The following is an 18,509-nucleotide window of genomic DNA, read 5'->3' as shown; positions in this document are numbered from 1 at the left end:
GGGGGCGGAAATGCTTTCGGCTAAAACCCAGCAAAACTTAGAAGAGCTGCTGCTTGAACGCAACGTGCTAACTTCGAAGCAGCTCGATGATTTTAAACTTCAGGCAATTCAAGATAATGAGCCCCTCTTGGCTGTTATTCAGAAAGCCGGCATCATTGACGAGGAGACCATGGTTCGATACCAGGCCATGGCGAACGGCTTGCAGTACGTTAACCTGGCTGGAGTTGTAGTTTCCGCTGATGTCCTCAATCGGCTTAATCGCGAAGTAGCAGAGGGCTACCACAGCGTGCCGTTTGGGCGCGTGCAGGGTCGCTTAGCGGTGGCTATGCTGGACCCGACCAACATCCAGGCAGTCGACTTCCTTAGCCGCAAGGTTGGCGAGCAGATTGTGACCTTTATGGCCTCGCAAGCCAGCATTGATGCGGTGTTGCTGCAGTACAGTGCCGAAATCTCGGGTGACATCAAAAAGGCGATTCAAACCGTTGATGCTGAAAACCTGGCTGACGCTAAGAGAGAGGGAACAACTTCGATTCAAACCTTGGTACAAGATGCGCCAATCAGTCGCGCGCTTAGTACTATTTTGGAATACGCCGTTAACAGCCGGGCCTCCGATATTCACATTGAGCCACGCGAAAAAGATCTGCGTATTCGCTTTCGCATCGATGGCGTACTGCAAGAGACAATGAAGCTACCCAAGAGCATTGAGCCGGCCCTAATTTCGCGCATTAAGATTCTGTCTAATCTCAAAATCGATGAACATCGCATTCCGCAAGACGGTAGTTTTCAGGTTCATGCTGGCAAAAAGTTTGTTGACTTGCGTATTGCTATTGCCCCAATCACCTTTGGCGAGCAGGTGGTTATCCGACTGCTCGATAAGGACAACACACTGTTGACCTTGGAAAACCTTGGTTTTTCTGGAATTGCTTATCAGCGAATCAAGGAGGGTATTCACAAGCCACACGGCATGGTCTTAGCCACCGGACCGACCGGTTCCGGTAAGTCGACCACACTGTATGCCTCAATCATGGAAATTAAGGACGTTAAGGTTAATATTGTCACTCTTGAAGACCCGGTTGAATACAAAATGGATGGAATCAACCAGATTCAGGTTAATTCCGATGTAGGGCTGACCTTTGCCAGCGGACTGCGTTCAATCCTGCGCCAGGACCCTAACGTGGTGATGGTGGGGGAGATTCGCGACGGCGAGACCGCCAACTTGGCGGTTCAGGCGGCTTTGACCGGCCACATCGTGCTGTCGACCATTCACACCAACAGCGCCGCCGGAGTGCTGCCGCGTCTGCTCGACATGAAGGTGGAGCCATTCCTGGTGGGTTCAACCGTTAACACCGTGATTGGCCAGCGTTTGGTGCGGCGGGTGTGCCCGACCTGCAAGAAAGAGCGCAAAGCCACCCAGGCCGAAGCCGAGTCGATCAACAAGACCTTGTCGGCTATTATCGAGCGGGTAAAGAAGGATCCCGATCAAGCCAAAAAAGATATTGGCTATGATGTCTTGCCCTCTCCCGGTCAAAACGCTTATACTTTATTTGAGGGCCAAGGATGCAAGGACTGTAAAGACGGCTACAAAGGTCGAGTCGGTATCTACGAGGTCTTTGCCATGACGCCAGAGATGGAGAAGCTGCTTACCAGCCAGGCAACTACCACTCAGGTGCAGAACCTGGCTCAGGAGCAGGGCATGGTCACAATGAAGCAAGATGGCTACCTTAAGGTGCTCAACGGTGTTACCACGCTGAGCGAGGTAGCGCGGGTGGCATCGGACTTCTAAAAGGAATCATATGGAAAAACGAACTCCCAAAATCGAACTGTTACTCGAAGAGGTGGTCAAGCATGACGCCTCCGACCTGCACATTCAAGTCGGTCTAGCGCCAATGCTGCGCATCGATGGGGCGCTTAAACCGGTTGATGATACGCCGGTACTTGATGACAACGACACCGCCAAGATTGTTGATTCGATCATGGATGATGATCAAAAGCAGATTTTTGAAAAAGACAAAGAGGTCGACTTTAGCTTTAGTTTTGGCGACTATGGTCGTTTTCGCGTCAACGCTTTCCACGAAAAGGGGAATGTCGCGGCGGCGATGCGCTTAATTCCAACCAAGATTCGTACTCTCGAGGAGCTGGGTATGCCAAAGGTGGTTAGCACCTTCGCCAACTATCCCCGAGGTTTGGTGTTGGTAACTGGTCCGACCGGTTCGGGTAAGTCGACCACGCTGGCGGCAATTGTTGACCAGATTAACAGCAACACCTCAAAGCACATTATTACCATTGAGGATCCAATCGAGTATGCTCATCATTCCAAGAAGTCGATTGTGGTCCAGCGTGAGATTCACTACGATACCTACTCGTTTGGCGCCGCCCTGCGCTCAAGCCTGCGCCAAGACCCCGATGTGGTACTGGTTGGTGAGATGCGCGACCTCGAGACCATCAGCGCGGCTATTACCCTAGCTGAGACCGGTCACTTGGTGCTGGCGACCCTGCATACCAACAGCGCCGCCCAGTCGGTTGACCGTATGATCGATGTGTTTCCACCTCATCAGCAGCAGCAGATTCGAGTTCAGGTTGCCGGCATGCTGCAGGCGATTTGCTCACAGCGCCTGGTCCCGACCATTGGCGGGGGTCGTATTGCTGCCTCCGAAATCTTTGTGGTTACCCCGGCCGCTCGCAACATTATTCGTGAAGGCAAGACCCATCAGCTGGAATCGGTGATTCAAACCGGCGGCAAAGAGGGGATGCAGGCTATGGATGCCACCTTGGTCAAGCTGATTCACGAAGGCAAGATCACCTATGATGAGGCCAAGAACTTTGCTGTTGATATGCAAGAGCTTGACCGCCTAATGAAGGCTTAAGACGTGATTACCTACGTTTATACCGCAAAAAATCGCCAAACGGGAGAGGTTGTTAAGGCGAATGTTAAAGCCGAAAGTACCCAGGCTGCCGCTAAGCTATTGGCGGAAAGGGGATTGTTTGCGGTCAGTATTGTACCTGAGGATAAAAGCAACATATTATCGCGCTTAGGTTTCGGTGGGAGGATAACTCTTAAAGACAGAGTCATTTTTACGCGCCAGCTCTCAACCCTGATTAATGCTGGGCTACCGCTAACTCGCGCCTTACGTTCAGCCGAAGAGCAGCTGTCAAATAAAAAGTTTAAAAGCGTTATAGCTGAGGTTATAGCTTCGGTAGAAGGGGGATCCACACTATCCGATGCTTTTTCAAAACACCCAAAAGTCTTTAATGAAATTTATATTGCCCTAGTAGCTGCCGGCGAAACATCTGGTACCCTCGATAAGGCTCTACTACGTTTGGCTAATCAGCAGGAAAAAGATGCTGCAATCATTTCAAAGATTCGTAGCGCCCTAGTCTATCCGGTTATCGTATTGGTGGTAATTGGTTTGGTGGTAGGGTTTATGTTGGTTACGGTTGTGCCTCAAGTACAAAAACTTTACAAAGACCTGCATAAAGACCTGCCTATTTATACGCAGCTTCTGGTTTGGGGTAAAGACTTTCTATTAGGGTATTGGTGGGCGGCCCTTATTGCGCTCGGCATTTTAGGCTATCTTGGGTCAAAGGTTTTGGCTACAGAAAGGGTTAGGTTGGAGCTTGATAGGATGAGGTTAAAAATACCGGTTTTTGGAGTGTTGTTTCAAAAGGTTTACATGGCACGCTTTAGTCGAACAATGAACACCTTGCTTGCAAGCGGAATACCAATGCTGCAAGCTATGGAGACGACTCAACGTGCAGTGTCAAACCGAGTAATAGCTTCCGAAATAGGCGAATCGATTAAGGATGTTAGGGGCGGTAAGGAGCTGTCAAAGGCGCTACAGCGTAGGCCGCACTTCCATCCCTTGGTGGCCCAGATGGCTGGTGTAGGAGAGGAGTCAGGGGCTATTGACGATATGCTCGATCGCTGCGCCCGCTATTTCGAGGATGATGTTGATGAGGCCGTTAAAAACCTATCCACCACACTTGAGCCGGTTATGATGGTGGTTCTGGGTGTAATAGTTGCTTTGGTGTTGGTGGCGGTTCTGGGGCCGGTTTATAGCCTGGTCGGCGCCGGAGACATTGGCAGCAGTACCCCTGCTCCAGGCGGCAACTAGTCAAGCCAAACCAACAAAAAGCTTGACAAGCATAACCGTATTGATAACATAAGAGTAATTAGTAGTAATTTTGCTATCACTAAGGAGGTGAATAAAATAATGGTAAAAGCAAATAAACAAGGTTTCACATTGATCGAAATCGTCATCGTACTGGCGATTGCGGCCTTAGTGCTGGCAGGTATTCTGATTGCGGTTGGTGGTGCACAGCAATCACGCCGCGACGAAGAACGGCGCGCCGCAGTTGGCCGATTTGTATCTCAGCTTGAGCAGTCTGCCGCAAATGCTAACGGTAACTATCCAGCAAACGGTAGTATTCCAAACGGATTTACTGATGTTGATCCAACCACCGGTGCAGCCTATACGGGTCAAGTCGCTGTACCAACCGCTACCGGTCAGATTCAATATCTAACCGCTAACGTTTGTAACGCAGCTGGTACTGCCGCTCAGGCTGCCGCTGGCCAGAACCGACGATACGCTGTTGTAACTCGCCTCGAAAGTGGTGTGAACTACTGCCAAGACAACCAGTAGTAAACAACTTACGTATTTTTTCTAAAAACCGCCTTCGGGCGGTTTTTAGTATACAATATTGTTATGCTTTTAATAACGATAATATGGTTCGCGTGCGGACTCTTTGTTGGGAGTTTCCTAAATGTAGTAGTAGAGCGACTTCACGCAGGAAAAGACTTTGTAAGGGGGCGCTCACAGTGTCCGTACTGCCATAAAAAGCTTGGCGCTATGGAATTAATACCGCTATTCAGTTGGCTTGCCCAATCGGGAAGGTGCAGGGGATGTAAAAAGCCAATTTCACCCCAATATCCATTGTCGGAGTTAACAACAGCTATATTGTTTGCCATATCTTATTTAGCGCTTCATCCTTCCGGTTTACTTGAGTTGGCCCTTTTTGCAATTTGGCTATATATACTTTCAAGCTTTATTATCCTGTCCATCTACGACCTTAAGTGGTATCTGTTGCCGGATAGCGTACTTTTGCCGTTAATCGTACCAGCATTAGTATTGGCTGCCATCCATGCGTACTTAGCTGGCTCCTGGCAGGTATTAATAGGTCCTTTGCTCGCGGGCTTAATATTTGGAGGCTTTTTTTATAGTTTAGCCGCGGTATCCAGAGGTAGGTGGATGGGAGGTGGCGATATTAAGCTAGCATTCATAATGGGATTGATATTAGGCTTGCAGAAAACAGCTCTTGCCATGCTAGTAGCCTTTAATGCTGCTGCCATAGTGGGAGTGTTTCTAATTTTAGTAAAACGCAAAAAAAGGGCTGACCATATACCTTTTGGACCTTTTTTGATGGCTGGGACCACGGTGGCTTATTTGTGGGGCGGCGACATTATCCACTGGTATGTAAATTCAGCAGGATTATACCTGTTGGTAACATAACGGTTATGCTACAATCAAGCTATGACGGGACAGGGCAGGAGAGGGTTTACCTTAATTGAAGTCACCATTGTTATGGCGATTTCGGCTTTACTCATTGCGGCTGTAATTGCCGGTATTGGCAGTGTTCGTGATGGAAATGCTTCTATGGCGGAGGTGGATCAGCTAAAAAATAAAATAGAAGGTGTTCGCGCAGAGGCAATTAGCAGCGTAACCTCGACAGGAACCGGCCAATCTACTAGTACCGTATTTGGCAAGATTCTTGAGTTTGATCCCGCCACACCAAATCAAATTAGAGTGTCGGCTCTCATTGCTGCCGATAACGACCCAACAGCGCAGCTGTCTAGATGCGAAGAGGCGCCATTGAGCATTAGCCAGGGGATGCAGTATTCCGGTACCCAGCGCCAGGCCATTATTTTTACACGCCAGCCAGATAGAATATTTACTGTACAGGGCAATTATCCTGACACCTCATCAACCTGCCCTCAAACAGCCTACACCAATTCCGCCCTCGAAACCGGCCAAAGTGGCCCCCCGCCTCCTCCTACTCCACCCGGGCCTCCCGCCGAGGGCGCTCCTCCGCCAACAACAACTCCGACGCCGCCTGCCGGAACACGTGTGCCCCTATGGCAGTTGTGGGATAATGTCGTTTCTCACCACTACTACACCGTTGATACGGCCGATCGTGATAGTAAGATTGCCGCCGGATATGTGTTGCAAAACGGCGGCAATCCAATTGGATATCTATACACAACATCGGTCGAAGGTTCGGTGCCGCTGTACAGGTTGTATAATCCGCAAAAAACGGCAACCTACCTCACTAAGGATATTGTTGAGGTCTTTGATTTGGCGTTTGAAGGATGGCAGTCGCAGGGGATCATTGGCTACATCATGCCGGAGGTTTATTCGGGCACAATCCCTCTATACCAGGTTTATTCTTCTACCTATCCGGACTATTTTTACTCACAAGATTACAACGCTATTTTGAGCGCCCTTGCATCTTTTCGCCAGTATTCCGACATTCAAACCGTTGGGTACTTATTGAGTCACCCTACCGGTACTACCTACAACACACCTAAACCCAAAACACTTCCTGCCAGCAGTCAGGTTGTTAGGCCTGGTCCATCCTGGGTTGGCCGGGTGTTGGCATGGCTGGGGGTAGGTCAGGTATATGCAGCTACTTTCACCAACGATATTCTTAATCCAGCTAACTACACTGTCGAGAATCCAAATTTTAACGCGCAAATTCAGATCGACCTGCAGTTCACTGGTGATACCGGGGGAAGAACTGGAAGGATACAGGTTAATCCACAAAATAACCAGCTTACTAGGAGTATTACGTTCTGATGCGCTGGCCAAAACTCTCTCACCAACGCGGAGACACCTTAATTGAGGTTGTTCTATCTATTACAATTTTGGGGACATTAATATTTAGTGCGCTTAATGTGGCTAACTTAACTTTCAGGATTGGGGTGGAGGCGAGGGAGCGTACCGAAGCGGTTCAAGCTGCTCAACTTCAGGCTGAGCGGCTAACCGCTTTGCGTGATAGAGAGATGTCTAGACTAAGGGATACTGATCCTTACGCCACAAATCAAAGCCTATTTAATGATCCAGCCTCTGTATTTAGTGGTTTGGTTAATGTAAGGACGGGTGCAGCCTACTATGTTGATCAGAATCTTAACTTGCGTAGCGGCACCTGCCCTCCCGCAGATTGTGGGAATTATAATGTTTCAATTAGTTCAACCGTCGCCCGCAGCCCATATGTGGTGGCTAGTTTAAACAATCCAGATGTGCGTTTACGTGCGTCGGTGCGTGCTAACTGGCAAAGCATTGTTTCTGATGGGGCGGGGGCTTCGATCAACGATACCATAAGCTTTCCGGTTGAGTTGGCCGATCGTCGCGGTAACACTCTGGCCGACTGTACTGCTAAGAGAGGGGCTTACGACCCGGAGAATAAGCGCTGTGCTTATGTTGCGGCTGAGCTTCCCGAGCCTGAGCCTTATGTGGCTGAGCGGATACCGTTATACCAGCTGTGGAACAATGTTACTTCAGACCACTACTATACCACCAGTACCTCAAATCGGGATGTTGCAATATCTTCGGCAGGGTATGTCTTACAGACTGGGTATAATGCCGAAGGAATCGCTGGGTATGTCTACTTGTACCCCGAACCCGGTACATCACCTTTGATTCAGATGTATTCAGGTGCGCGCAACGATCACGCATATGTTGTTGGCGATAGTGAAGCCAATACTTTAAGAGATAGTTATGGGTACACCCGAGAGGGTGTTCTAGGATACATACCGACGACCAATGTTGCCGGTAGTGTACCGTTTTACCGCATGTACTCTTCAGCCTATCCTGACCATTTCTACTCTCGCTTTACCGCCGAACTTGATGGCGCGCGGGCAAGCTTCCGCGGCTACGTGAATGGGGGCATTAGTCCCGCCCTATTCCCGTATCGACTTGGCTATGTATTTACGAGTGATAATTGATCATGAGAGTTATTAAAGCCCAGCTAAAAAAACAAGGTGGATTTACTTTTATCGAGCTAATTATAGCGATGGCGCTTTTTAGCTTTGTATTGGTAATTATTTCTGGCACAATCTTGCAGCTATATAAAATTTACCAGGCTACAGTCGGTATTCGTAATACTCAGCAGACTGCCCGCTTGGTGGTTGAGGAGTTGGCTCGGGAGAGCAGGGGTGCAGCTGCATTAACGGTTGTTAATGGACCCGCTGGCTATGGGCAGACAACGGCATCTAGCGGCACGGTTAGTACACAGCATGATGTTGTTTGTTTTTACACTTCTGACGATAGGGAGCAAGGGGTGATGTTTTACACCTTGAGTACAGGTCAGAATCAACAGGAGATATGGAAGCAGAGCTTGGGTAAAAATGATTCATGTCAACGTCCAGCTTCTAGCTCGGGTGAGCGAATTGCCAACGCTGATAACGTATCGTTTCTTCGTTTTCAAGTGGTAGCAACCGGTTCGGATTTGGTTACCTTTAGGATGACAGTTGCTTCAACAAACGCCCTGCAGCCCGCCGACCTAGACCCCTCCACGGTTGACCCAAATAATGTTATCTGTAGAGGAGTGTTTGCGGCACAATGGTGCTCGATTACTAATGTGTCTACGAGTATAGCGTTGAGGGGGGTAAATCGGTGATTTTACTTAATGATGCTCTAAAAAGTCAGCGAGGAGGAGCTTCTCTAGTGGCGGTTGCGATTACCGGCACGATCATGGCTCTTTTAATAGTTTCACTGGCTCGTTTAATGACGGGCGAGCTTAGACATTCAAGTGACCTGGAGAGTGGTATAAAGAGCTATTACGCTGCCGAAAGTGGTGCAGACCTAGCTACCCTCTACATTAAAAATTATATGCGCGATCCTAACCCAAATATTAAGCTTACCGGCTTAAACCAGGGTTGTCAGCCAGGCAGCGGAGAGAGTTCGGACTTAACTGGAAGCGACCCTTTCCTAAGTGCTTCGGCTTTTGGTCTAAGCGATGTAACCTGCCTAAGTGTCCGATCTGTTAATTTTAACAGCCCGACTGATCTTAAGAAGAACCAGACGCTCGAGCTAGATCTTACTGGTTTAAACTATAGCCACATTGATGTTTACTGGGGTTTGAAAACCACTAGCAACGATCCCACCAACACGCCTCGTTCCGAAGATCCAAAGCTGGAAGCGACATTAACTAATTTCAATATTAATGCAGATAACCCAACTACGACCGGTATAGGCGGGGCGATATTAGACCCCAGCATTAATTGTGCGGCTAGGGCGGAAGATCCGTGTGTGGCTCGAGCCATGTTCTATACGTTGTACCCGCTTGATTCAAGTCTGCCGGAGCCCGACACCGACGCATTAACCTTTGGTGTCCAGCGCTTAGGGGGCGAAAACAAGGCTTCTTTCAATCTGCCTAATGCGACCAAAATTGCTCACATTAGCGCATCGGATATAGGCTTAGCTCAACCATACAACTCTGTTTTGAGGCTGACTGCTCGCGAAAAAGACGCAAGAGTATTCGTAAGAGTGTTTAATGGCTCCACTGAACTAAATGCCATTCCAATGCCAGATGCAGTAGCCGATATTACTGCTAGAGTTGGATCGTCACTCCGCCGGGTGGAGGTCAGAGTGCCGGTTAAATCTAGCCCCTTAGATTCTGCCAATGTACTGTACTCTGATGGCCCGATCTGCAAAGATCAAGAGGTATTGTCTATTCCAGGGACCTTTGAGCAGGCCTTTGAAAATATTTGCCCGATCAACTAGCCTCGTCCGCAAGCTAAACTAATCCCGGCAAGCTAATCCCGCCCATCAAACTAGCGCTTTCGGTGGAACTTTTCGTGAACCTTTTTGAGCTGGGGGTCGGTGAGGTGAGTGTAGATTTGGGTGGTTGAGACGTTGGCGTGGCCCAGTAACCCTTGAACACTACGCAGATCGGCTCCGTTGCTCAACAGATCGGTGGCAAAGGAGTGCCGCAGGGTGTGAGGCGTAACGTGTTTGGTGATGCCGGCCAGCCGCGCGTATCGGCCAACCAGCCGCTGCACGCTGCGAGCGGTCAGCCGGGTATAGGCGCCGTCGTCCAGCCCGTCTTTGCTGCCGGAGTAATGAATAAACAGGGGCTTAAAGTTGTCTTTACGACTGTGGAGGTACTGATCGAGCCACTCGGCGGCGGTGGGGGAGATAAAGATCAACCGATCCTTTTGGCCCTTACCGCGAATGCTAAACTCCAGTCGCTTTAAATTAATGTGGTCGCGGTTGAGCGACACCAGTTCACTTACGCGTAATCCGCCACTAAACAGCAGCTCAATAATGGCGCGGTCACGCAGGCCGACCGGGGTCGAAACATCGATGGCGCCCACTAGGCGCTCGAGCTCGTCGGTATCTAAAAAGGTTACCTGCGGCCGTTGAACGGTGGCCAGCTCAATCTTGTCGCTGGTTAAGGCCGGAATGTCGCGCTTAGCCAGGTACTTTAAAAAACTACGTAAGGCTATCAAGTGATAATTCTGGGTGGTTTTACTAATTGACTCGCCACCATTATCGGTTAGGCGATTGAGCCACAGCCGCCACTTGCGCACCAGCTCGGCATCAAGTTTATCGATTGAAATATCACCGGCAAACTCAACCAATCGCTGTAGGTAGCGGTCGTAGTTGGCCACCGTTTTTTGAGAGCGGTTTTGCTCAATCTCCATATGCTCTAAAAAGTCGGTAATGAGGTCGCGTAAGCCCATGTCTTTATTGTACCAGCCAGAACTGGATTACTGGTGTTTATGGTTACGCTTTGGTAGGATCGGTAAGAAGAGTCAATGTGGAGGAGAGTAGGTTGAGCGGTCAAAGCGCCAATAGATTTTGGCAGACGGATTTTAAGCGAATTACACCTCAGGCGCTAACGCCTCAAAAGCTCAGCGCTCCTGATTTGCTGATCGTGTTTGGCCTGTTGCTGGCTTTTGTCCCCTGGATGGCCGGGGGTCGTGACGCCCTGGCAATGCTAATTAGCGCCGCCGGATTGGCGGTGGCTGGGATGCTAGCCCTACGCCGCTACAGCTTAAACGGGGTATCGAGTCCGGTTTTAGCGATTTCAATCGGGGTGTGGTTGAGTTGGGGAGCGCTGTCGCAGCTGTGGTCGGTAAACCGGTACCAGAGCCAGTTGTGGTTGATGATGATGCTGCTAGCGGCGCTGGCAGCCATAATTACGGTGGTTCAGCCCCGATTAAATCGCCAGTGGCTAATTGGGGGTTACCTAATTATGGCGACCATCATGGTTTTGGCGGGCCTGTATATGTACTTAACCGGCGACTACGACCGCTTTACCAGCACCTTTTACTGGGCCAACCCAGCGGCCGCCTATTTGCTGCCGGCGGTGCTGCTAGCAACCTGGTGGGGCGTGCGCTACCGCTGGTGGTGGATGATGGTGGTCGCGCTAATTACCGCTACCGGCTTTTGGTTAACCGACTCACGGGGCGCTACCTTAACCTTGGCGCTCGTGGCAGGCCTGAGCTTTGCAGCCAGTCAAAGGGTGCGTCAGCGGTGGAAGGGCATACTGCTGGTGGCGGTGCTGAGTTTTGCGGCTGCCTGGGGCGTAACGCTACTAAAAAGCAACCATCAGGCGGTTCAGCCGGGCTCACGTTATGTCGAGGCGGCGCAGGGTGAATCTACCAGTGGCAAAGACCGACTGAGCTACCTGTCGGATAGTCTGGCAATTTGGTGGGATCATCCGCTCGCCGGTACCGGCGCCGGTACCTTTGCTACGGTTCACCCGCAGTATCAAACCAGCGCTACTAATGCCAGTACCGATCCGCATAATATTTATGTTCAAGCTTTGGCCGAGCAGGGGATTGTGGGGGCCTGTTTGCTGGCTTGGGTGCTCTTGCTTATAATTGCCGGGGTGATCAACGGCGTTAGTCGCCACCCACAGTGCGCGCCTCTGGCTTTGGCCGCTGGCGCCCTGTTGATTCACTTTGGCCTCGATATTAACGGGCGCTATCCGGCGCTGTTGGTACTGGTTGCAGTTCTGTTGGCCCTGGTTTATCAACCTTTGATTCGCAGTGACGCGCCGCGGCATGCTCGGCCAACCATAATGCTGCTGTTAGCCCTAACGCTTGGTCTTGTCAGCGCTAACTATTTAAGCGTTCATGCCCGCCAAAATGCCGAGATTCACAACGATAATGGCGACTTCGATTTGGCCGCTCAAGCCAACCAGCAGTCGCATCAAATTGTTATTCACGACCCCGATTCGTGGAACGCCGAAGGAATCGACTATTTTGTGTTGGCCTCAATCAACAACGACCGTCAGGCCAATCTAGCCAAGGCGCGCGATCTGGCTAATCAAGCAATACAGCGTGATCCACTTGATGCCCAACACTACTTTTTGCTAGGTCGAGTTGAGCGACTGGCCGGCAACCCGCAGGCCGCTAAGCAGGCCTTTGAGCGCACTTTGCAGCTCGACCGCTACAACCACGCCGAGTACTATGCTGATCTGGTGGCGTTGCAGCTATCGCAGGGCGACCTGGACGGCGCGCGACAAACCGTCGATACCGCCCTTACCATCTTTACCGATCAGGTAATTGCCAATCGCAGCGCCGATACTCGCCTGAAACCGGCGGTTGAGCAGTTGCGTATGTTCAAGGATCAGATCCAACAACAAACTCAGTCACAACTACCGTCGTCATAAGGTATAATAGTCGCTATGCAACTATGGAACGTGATTCAGGCATTCATTTTAGGCTGTGTACAGGGCCTGACCGAGTTTATACCGGTGTCCAGCTCCGGACATTTGATAATTGTTGGTCACTTACTCAACTTTCCGTACAGTAGTTTAGGTTTTGATATCGCCTTAGACATTGGTACGCTAGCTGCCCTGCTGATCTTTTTCCGCCATGACATTAAGGAGCTGCTGATTGGGCTGGTTAAAAAAACCGACCATACCCGTTTGTCGTGGATGATGGCGGCAGCAACTGTACCGGCGGTGTTGGCCGGTGTGCTGCTGCAGCCAATCGTCGAAACCACCCTGCGCTCAACCCAGATTGTGGCCGCTAACTTAATTTTGGTGGCCTTTGTGATGTTGGCCGCCGACCGCTTTGCTAAGCGTAAGCTAGAGCTAACCGACATGAGTTTTGGGCGGGCTATCTCAATTGGGTGCGCACAGGCGATCGCTTTAATTCCAGGCGTTTCTCGCTCCGGCATCACCATCAGCGCCGGGTTGTTTGCCGGATTGACCGGCCCCGCCGCCACCCGTTTTTCGTTTTTACTATCGGCTCCGGTTATCTTTGGCGCCACCGCCAAGGTTATGCTCAAGCCAGAGAATATGCATCAGCTTTTATCTGAGCCGGTGATTTATGCTGCCGGCATTTTAGGAGCTTTTATTAGTGGCTACTTTGCCATTCGGTTTATGCTGCGCTATCTGGCCAAGCATGGTCTAGCGCTGTTTGCTTACTACCGCATCGCGGTGGGCGTATTGCTATTAATGCTCGGAATTCAGTAAACTCACCCCATGAACCATCAAATTACGACATTAAAAAACGGCTTGAGAGTGGTTAGTGTAACCATGCCTCAGGCTTATAGTGCAACCGTGTCGGTGACGACCGGGGTCGGTAGTCGCTACGAGCAGTTCAAGACCAACGGTGGGGTGTCGCACTTTTTAGAGCATCTCTTTTTTAAGGGCACCAAAAAGCGACCCAGTACCAAGATTATTAGCGAGCAAGTTGATGCGGTGGGTGGTTACGCCAACGCCTACACTAGCAATGAGCTAACCAACTTTTACATTAAGGTGCCGTACCAGCAGGTGCAGTTAGCCATGGATATTTTGGCCGACATGATGCGCAACTCGCTGTTTGATGCCAGCGAAATCGATCGTGAGCGAGGGGTGGTACTCGAGGAGATGAATGTTTACCGCGACGATCCAGCCAGCCACGTGCACAGCTTAACGCCACATCTGTTATGGCCGGGGCATCCATTAGCCGAGGAGATAATTGGTAGCGAAAAGGTGATCAAGCGGGTTAAGCGTGATGAAATCATTGCTCACCGCGATACTTTTTATCGACCGGGCAACATGGTGGTGGCCGCGGCCGGCCGGGTTGATCACGATAAGCTGGTGGCCATGGCCGAGCAGCTGTACGGCGATATGACCGACCAGCCGGCTCCAGTCTCGCCCAAGGTTGAGCAGATTTTAACCGGTAACCGTACCAAAACCCTGGCCCAAGATACCGCTCAAACCCATTTGGCTATAAGCACGGTCGGCTATCCGTATCGTCACCCCAAGGAGGCGGCTAGCCGTTTAATGGCGGCCATTCTCGGTCGCGGCTTAAGTTCACGCCTGTTTTTAAATGTGCGTGAGCGCAAGGGCTTGGCCTACCGAGTGAACGCCGGCTTAGAGACCTTTACCGACACCGCCGCCTTTGAGGTGTACGCCGGCGTTGGTCACGACAAGGTGCCCGAAGCCATCGCCGCTATTTGCGAAGAGCTGCGGACGATTATTGCTCAGCCGGTACCAGAGGGGGAGCTGAATAAGGCCAAGAACCAGATTCGTGGTGGACTGCAAATGGCCATGGAAAACAACAGCGCCGTGGTTGATCGGCTATCAACCCAGCTGACATTACTGGGGAGTATTCGTAGTGTCGAAGAGACCCTGGCCGAGCTAGATGCGGTTACCGCCGCCGAAATTCAGCGAGTGGCGGCTGAGATGCTGGCACCAGATCGTTTGCGACTGGGCATTATCTCGCCTGATCCAGCTCCCGCGGTTAAGGCCTTTCGCGCCGCTACCGGTACCAGATCATAGAAATTAGATAACCTGACAGGAGAAACATTATGGAACGAACCTTAATTATTTTTAAGCCGGATGCGGTTCAGCGCGGCATTGTCGGCGAGGTTTTAACTCGGTTTGAGCGCGCCGGCCTCAAGATTGTCGGCATGAAGATGCTCAACCCCGATCGTGAGCATTATCATCATCACTACGAAACCATTGGCACCATGGTTAGCCGACATGGTCAGGAAATATTTGATAACACCGTTGATATGATGCAGGCCGGTCCGGTTATCGCGGCGGTGCTCGAAGGTATTGAGTCGGTGGAACTGGTCCGCAAGATGGTTGGTAGTACCGAGCCAAAGGGGGCTGCACCAGGTACTATCCGCGGCGACTATGCTCACATGAGTTACGGTCACGGTGATGGCGAGGGGATTGGGATCGTTAACATCCTGCATGCTTCAGGCGACCCTAAAGAGGCTAAGGAAGAGATTGCCCATTGGTTTAGCGAGGCTGAGCTGTTTGAGTATGAGGCCCCGCACGAGGCCTTTACCCAACGCCGCAAGAAGCACACTCAGAATTAACTTCTTAAGAAAGTTTAAGCGGATTTACGAGCTGTAGTCCCTCGATATGGCGAAAATCATCGGTGTTTGCGGTCCACAGCGGCAGATTATTCACCTGGGCTGATGCCGCTACTATGGCATCGCCAAGGCTCATTGGCTTAGCCTGTCGTAAGCGAATAGCCGTCTCAACTACCGGCTGAGATAGCTCGATTCCGTATGATTCATCAAAAAGCGACTGGAGCAGGAGCAGCTCGTTTGCTGGGATGGCGCCATATCCCAACGCCTCAATTTCGGTAATGCTCGAGTGGGCAATATCTGTTTTAGCAATCAGCTTAGGGTCAAGCGTTCCATTGGCAAGGTAGATAAATACGTTGGTATCAAGCAGGATCATGCGTCCTACTTTCTGCCGGGAAGTTTGCGATCAGCCCGAGCAGCTTTTTGCCATGCAACCGGGTCGGAAATAGTGCTATAGGCGCCGATGTGTTGAAGCTGTCCAAGCAAGCTTTGAACCCGTTTTCGGTCTTGCTTGACCTGAGGAGATGGCAGTTGAATGGCGGTCTTTTGGCCAAGCTCCAGCTGAGCATCTTCAATATAGCGCTTAGGAACCCGAAGCGCATAGGAATTACCGGTTTTTATTACTGTGACATCGTAAATACTCATAGTAGTTACAATTGTATCTATTTTTAAACAAAAAGTCAAATATTGAAAATCTATCAGAGCAAGATGACGATGTGGGCTGCAGTAACCCTTAAGCTTGCTAGTTGGTTGGTGGCATTTTACTATTACTGCCATGCGCGCTAGTTGTTACTGGCGGCAAGAAATGTAAATGTCGACCAATTAGGTGGCAGAATGAGTGACGAAGCTGAAACTCCCGTTCGCAGACCCCTCGACCTTGATGAGTTGAGCAGGATCGCGAACATGTTGTGGAATGAAGGTCAGTCGATGGAGATCGATCCAGGGAAGATTCTCAACCTGATCGAGATGTCCAAGCAATGGCTTCTGCTTGGGGCTGGAGTCAAAATCATCAACGCATCTGATGTCGCGCAGCTATCCAACAACGAAAAGGCCATCGCCGAAGCGCTAGCGGTGTTCGATGACCCTCCGGACATGTGTCCTCGTGATGTTCGCATGGCGGCGGCGATCTCTGCTGCACTCCGAGTCGCCGGCTTCAAGCACGAAGACGAGCCAGGCGACATCCCAGTTCAATCCTCAGATCCGGAAACGCCGCCCACCAGGAAGCTCCTCATCGATGAGGAGCTGTATCGGAAGCTGACTGCCGCCGGGGACGCCATGGCGCGCTCTCTGAATAGCTCACCTGGTATCGATGTGATGAGGGGACTCGACATCAGGGCGTGGAACGACGCCAAGTCAGCGGTCAATCAGGCTTCCGCCCGCTTCCCGTGATGCTGGGGCTTGTCATAGGTGCTGTTGTCGTCTTGGTGGTGACCGTACCAATGTTGGTATGCGACTTGGCTAGGAACCACCATGAGTGCGAAGTGCCTCACGATGAATCGCTTGTTGACGAGCTCGAGAGCCTGTACCAAGCCATTAAGGCAAGAGCAGCCTCTCGGTAGTTCGCTGACAACGTGGATCGGCTCGAACCTTTCGCCCCGCTCTGGAGTCTAACTCTGGGGCGGGGTTTCGCATTTATAATTCCTGGCGCCCCGAGAGAGATTCGAACTCCCGACGCCCTCCTTAGGACGGAGGCGCTCTATCCACTGAGCTATCGGGGCAGGCAAGTACGTCCAGATTATACCATCTGGCTTGCAGATTAGCCCCTAGGGGCGAAGTAATTATATGGAAGCCAACCTCAACAGTTCGGTTCGAGTTTCGGGCCGCGACTTAAACACTCCAGTTAATCGCGAGGTGGTTGTAACCGCTTCGGGCTGGCAAACCCCGCGCATCTCCATGCACATATGGCGGGCCGACAAAATCACCGCCACTCCCTTAGGTTTGAGCACCGCTTCGAGTTCATCGGCCACCTGTGTGGTGATGCGCTCCTGGTTTTGCAGTCGCTTACTGTGGTGATCCAGGGTGCGAGCCAGCTTAGACAGCCCCACGATTCGTTTGTTGGGCACATAGGCAATTACACCGGTGCCAAAAAAGGGGAGAAGGTGGTGCTCGCATAAGCTGTAAAACCGGATCTGTTTTTGGACGATCATCTCGTCATAGTTTTCGGCGTCAAAGGTAGTAAAATCGATTGGTTTCGGGCTAGTTGCTTGACGAATAAAATCAAGATAGCGAACCGGTGTTTTAACCAGGCCTTCACGCTCAGGATCTTCACCAATATTTTGTAAAAGCTTTTTAATAATATTTTCATCTTTCATTAGGGTAGTCCTTGCATTATTAGGTTGAGGTACCGGAGTCTTTACGACCCCGGTACCGTTATGGCTACTGAACCTGGCGGTAGATAACCGCCTGGCGGGTGCCGCTCTTGGGCGGAAGAGCGCGGTGGAGCGGTCGGTCATCAACCGCGTCGACGTTCAGGCCGGGGGCTCGCATCAAGCACAGGCCACCCGGGTTCGACTCCCACCGGGTGTGCAGGCTGCCGTCGTCATTGAGCAGCTCAAAGTCGCCGCTGCCACCGGTGGTGAACACTGCAATCAGGACCTTGTCGGTCGAAAAGTCGCGGTGCGCACCCAGTGCTTGCGACCCAGCGTGGTAGCGGTGAGCGGCTGCTTCGTTGGGCTTCCATTGCGTGAGGCACAACCGCTTGACGGCCGGCTGAACCAAATCCCGCAGCCGGCCCCCAACAATGTTGATCAGGGGGTGGTTGTCGTCTCCAAGCGGAATCTTGAGGATCTCCATGTCCTCAACCACCGTTTTTGACGGATCCGGCGTCAGCGTGGTGAATTGGTCGTTTGCCACCTCGTCTGCCAGCCCCTGCCACACCGACGGCTTGAGCGCTTGCGGGTAGTAGCTGGCGCCGTGACGCGCCGCCTCGATCACCAGCTGGTCGATCAGGCTGATGAAGTTGCGATCAAAGATCTCAAACATGCTGACTCCTGGTTGTAGGGTACAAAAAAGCTGCCGGTTGGCAGCTCGCGACAGCAAACAAGCACACCAACCTACGACGGATGGTTTGTCCCGCTAAAACTCGACCAAGTTGTGTGACGTTTATTATGTAACATGGTCATCTCCTGCCGAAAGTGTACCATACAAAAACCGAACGCTGTCAACTCAATATTTTTTAACCCT

19 protein-coding genes and 1 tRNA gene are annotated in these 18,509 nt (G+C 51.2%); 14 read left to right on the top strand and 6 right to left on the bottom strand.

Annotation, left to right across the window (positions count from 1 at the left end; translation table 11 throughout):
- Positions 1 to 10 precede the first annotated feature (10 nt).
- The 9 genes from EPO04_02890 (at position 11) to EPO04_02850 (ending at position 9,779) form a co-directional block, all read left to right on the top strand.
- A complete protein-coding gene (locus EPO04_02890) occupies positions 11 to 1,783 on the top strand; it encodes a type II/IV secretion system protein (GenBank protein TAK89027.1) in 1,773 nt (590 codons plus the stop codon).
- Positions 1,784 to 1,793: 10 nt separating this feature from the next.
- Complete coding sequence (locus EPO04_02885; protein TAK89026.1) at positions 1,794 to 2,864, top strand: type IV pilus twitching motility protein PilT; 1,071 nt, start codon at positions 1,794 to 1,796, stop codon at positions 2,862 to 2,864.
- Between the two features lie 3 nt (positions 2,865 to 2,867).
- Positions 2,868 to 4,112 (top strand): type II secretion system F family protein, encoded by a 1,245-nt coding sequence (locus EPO04_02880; protein ID TAK89025.1) that lies wholly within the window; start codon positions 2,868 to 2,870, stop codon positions 4,110 to 4,112.
- 99 nt (positions 4,113 to 4,211) lie between these two features.
- Positions 4,212 to 4,640, top strand: coding sequence for a type II secretion system protein (locus tag EPO04_02875; protein ID TAK89024.1), 429 nt, complete (start codon positions 4,212 to 4,214; stop codon positions 4,638 to 4,640).
- Between the two features lie 63 nt (positions 4,641 to 4,703).
- Complete coding sequence (locus tag EPO04_02870; GenBank protein TAK89023.1) at positions 4,704 to 5,507, top strand: prepilin peptidase; 804 nt, start codon at positions 4,704 to 4,706, stop codon at positions 5,505 to 5,507.
- Positions 5,508 to 5,528: 21 nt separating this feature from the next.
- Positions 5,529 to 6,851: a prepilin-type N-terminal cleavage/methylation domain-containing protein gene (locus EPO04_02865; protein ID TAK89022.1), complete on the top strand. Its 1,323-nt coding sequence runs from the start codon at positions 5,529 to 5,531 to the stop codon at positions 6,849 to 6,851.
- The gene (locus tag EPO04_02860) at positions 6,851 to 7,999 is read left to right on the top strand and encodes a hypothetical protein (GenBank protein ID TAK89021.1); all 1,149 of its coding nucleotides are present in this window, start codon (positions 6,851 to 6,853) and stop codon (positions 7,997 to 7,999) included. Before EPO04_02865 ends, EPO04_02860 begins: the two co-directional genes overlap by 1 nt.
- A gap of 2 nt (positions 8,000 to 8,001) precedes the next feature.
- Positions 8,002 to 8,673 carry a prepilin-type N-terminal cleavage/methylation domain-containing protein gene (locus tag EPO04_02855; GenBank protein ID TAK89020.1) on the top strand — a complete coding sequence of 224 codons (672 nt, stop codon included), beginning with the start codon at positions 8,002 to 8,004 and terminating at the stop codon, positions 8,671 to 8,673.
- Complete coding sequence (locus EPO04_02850; protein TAK89019.1) at positions 8,670 to 9,779, top strand: hypothetical protein; 1,110 nt, start codon at positions 8,670 to 8,672, stop codon at positions 9,777 to 9,779. The genes EPO04_02855 and EPO04_02850 overlap by 4 nt, the downstream gene beginning before the upstream one ends.
- Before the next feature lie 50 nt (positions 9,780 to 9,829).
- Here EPO04_02850 and EPO04_02845 read toward each other — a convergent pair whose 3' ends face one another.
- Positions 9,830 to 10,741 (bottom strand): hypothetical protein, encoded by a 912-nt coding sequence (locus tag EPO04_02845; protein ID TAK89018.1) that lies wholly within the window; start codon positions 10,739 to 10,741, stop codon positions 9,830 to 9,832.
- 77 nt (positions 10,742 to 10,818) lie between these two features.
- Here EPO04_02845 and EPO04_02840 point away from each other — a divergent pair, with 77 nt between their 5' ends.
- From EPO04_02840 to EPO04_02825, 4 genes are read left to right on the top strand one after another with little or no spacing between them, the layout of a single operon-like run.
- Positions 10,819 to 12,681: a hypothetical protein gene (locus EPO04_02840; protein TAK89017.1), complete on the top strand. Its 1,863-nt coding sequence runs from the start codon at positions 10,819 to 10,821 to the stop codon at positions 12,679 to 12,681.
- Positions 12,682 to 12,696: 15 nt separating this feature from the next.
- Positions 12,697 to 13,491: an undecaprenyl-diphosphate phosphatase gene (locus EPO04_02835; protein TAK89016.1), complete on the top strand. Its 795-nt coding sequence runs from the start codon at positions 12,697 to 12,699 to the stop codon at positions 13,489 to 13,491.
- A gap of 9 nt (positions 13,492 to 13,500) precedes the next feature.
- Complete coding sequence (locus EPO04_02830) at positions 13,501 to 14,784, top strand: insulinase family protein (protein TAK89015.1); 1,284 nt, start codon at positions 13,501 to 13,503, stop codon at positions 14,782 to 14,784.
- A 29-nt stretch (positions 14,785 to 14,813) separates the two neighbouring features.
- The gene (locus EPO04_02825) at positions 14,814 to 15,332 is read left to right on the top strand and encodes a nucleoside-diphosphate kinase (protein TAK89014.1); all 519 of its coding nucleotides are present in this window, start codon (positions 14,814 to 14,816) and stop codon (positions 15,330 to 15,332) included.
- Between the two features lie 4 nt (positions 15,333 to 15,336).
- Here the strand turns inward: EPO04_02825 and EPO04_02820 are convergent, their stop codons facing one another.
- Entirely contained in the window at positions 15,337 to 15,702 is a 366-nt protein-coding gene (locus tag EPO04_02820) for a type II toxin-antitoxin system VapC family toxin (protein ID TAK89013.1), read from the bottom strand.
- A gap of 5 nt (positions 15,703 to 15,707) precedes the next feature.
- Positions 15,708 to 15,971: a hypothetical protein gene (locus tag EPO04_02815; protein ID TAK89012.1), complete on the bottom strand. Its 264-nt coding sequence runs from the start codon at positions 15,969 to 15,971 to the stop codon at positions 15,708 to 15,710.
- Between the two features lie 189 nt (positions 15,972 to 16,160).
- Between EPO04_02815 and EPO04_02810 the strand changes: the two genes are divergently transcribed.
- A complete protein-coding gene (locus EPO04_02810) occupies positions 16,161 to 16,715 on the top strand; it encodes a hypothetical protein (protein TAK89011.1) in 555 nt (184 codons plus the stop codon).
- Between the two features lie 253 nt (positions 16,716 to 16,968).
- Here EPO04_02810 and EPO04_02805 read toward each other — a convergent pair.
- The 3 genes from EPO04_02805 to EPO04_02795 form a co-directional block, all read right to left on the bottom strand.
- A tRNA-Arg gene (locus EPO04_02805) sits at positions 16,969 to 17,044 on the bottom strand.
- Positions 17,045 to 17,104: 60 nt separating this feature from the next.
- Positions 17,105 to 17,779, bottom strand: coding sequence for a GTP cyclohydrolase I FolE (folE, locus tag EPO04_02800; GenBank protein ID TAK89010.1), 675 nt, complete (start codon positions 17,777 to 17,779; stop codon positions 17,105 to 17,107).
- Positions 17,703 to 18,365: a hypothetical protein gene (locus EPO04_02795; GenBank protein ID TAK89009.1), complete on the bottom strand. Its 663-nt coding sequence runs from the start codon at positions 18,363 to 18,365 to the stop codon at positions 17,703 to 17,705. The genes folE and EPO04_02795 overlap by 77 nt, the downstream gene beginning before the upstream one ends.
- Positions 18,366 to 18,509 lie beyond the last annotated feature (144 nt).

This window comes from Patescibacteria group bacterium, from assembly GCA_004297735.1.
Lineage (GTDB): Bacteria > Patescibacteriota > Saccharimonadia > UBA4664 > SCTI01 > SCTI01.
Note: the sequence above shows the minus strand (reverse complement) of the source record. Positions and strands in the feature narration are given on the sequence as shown.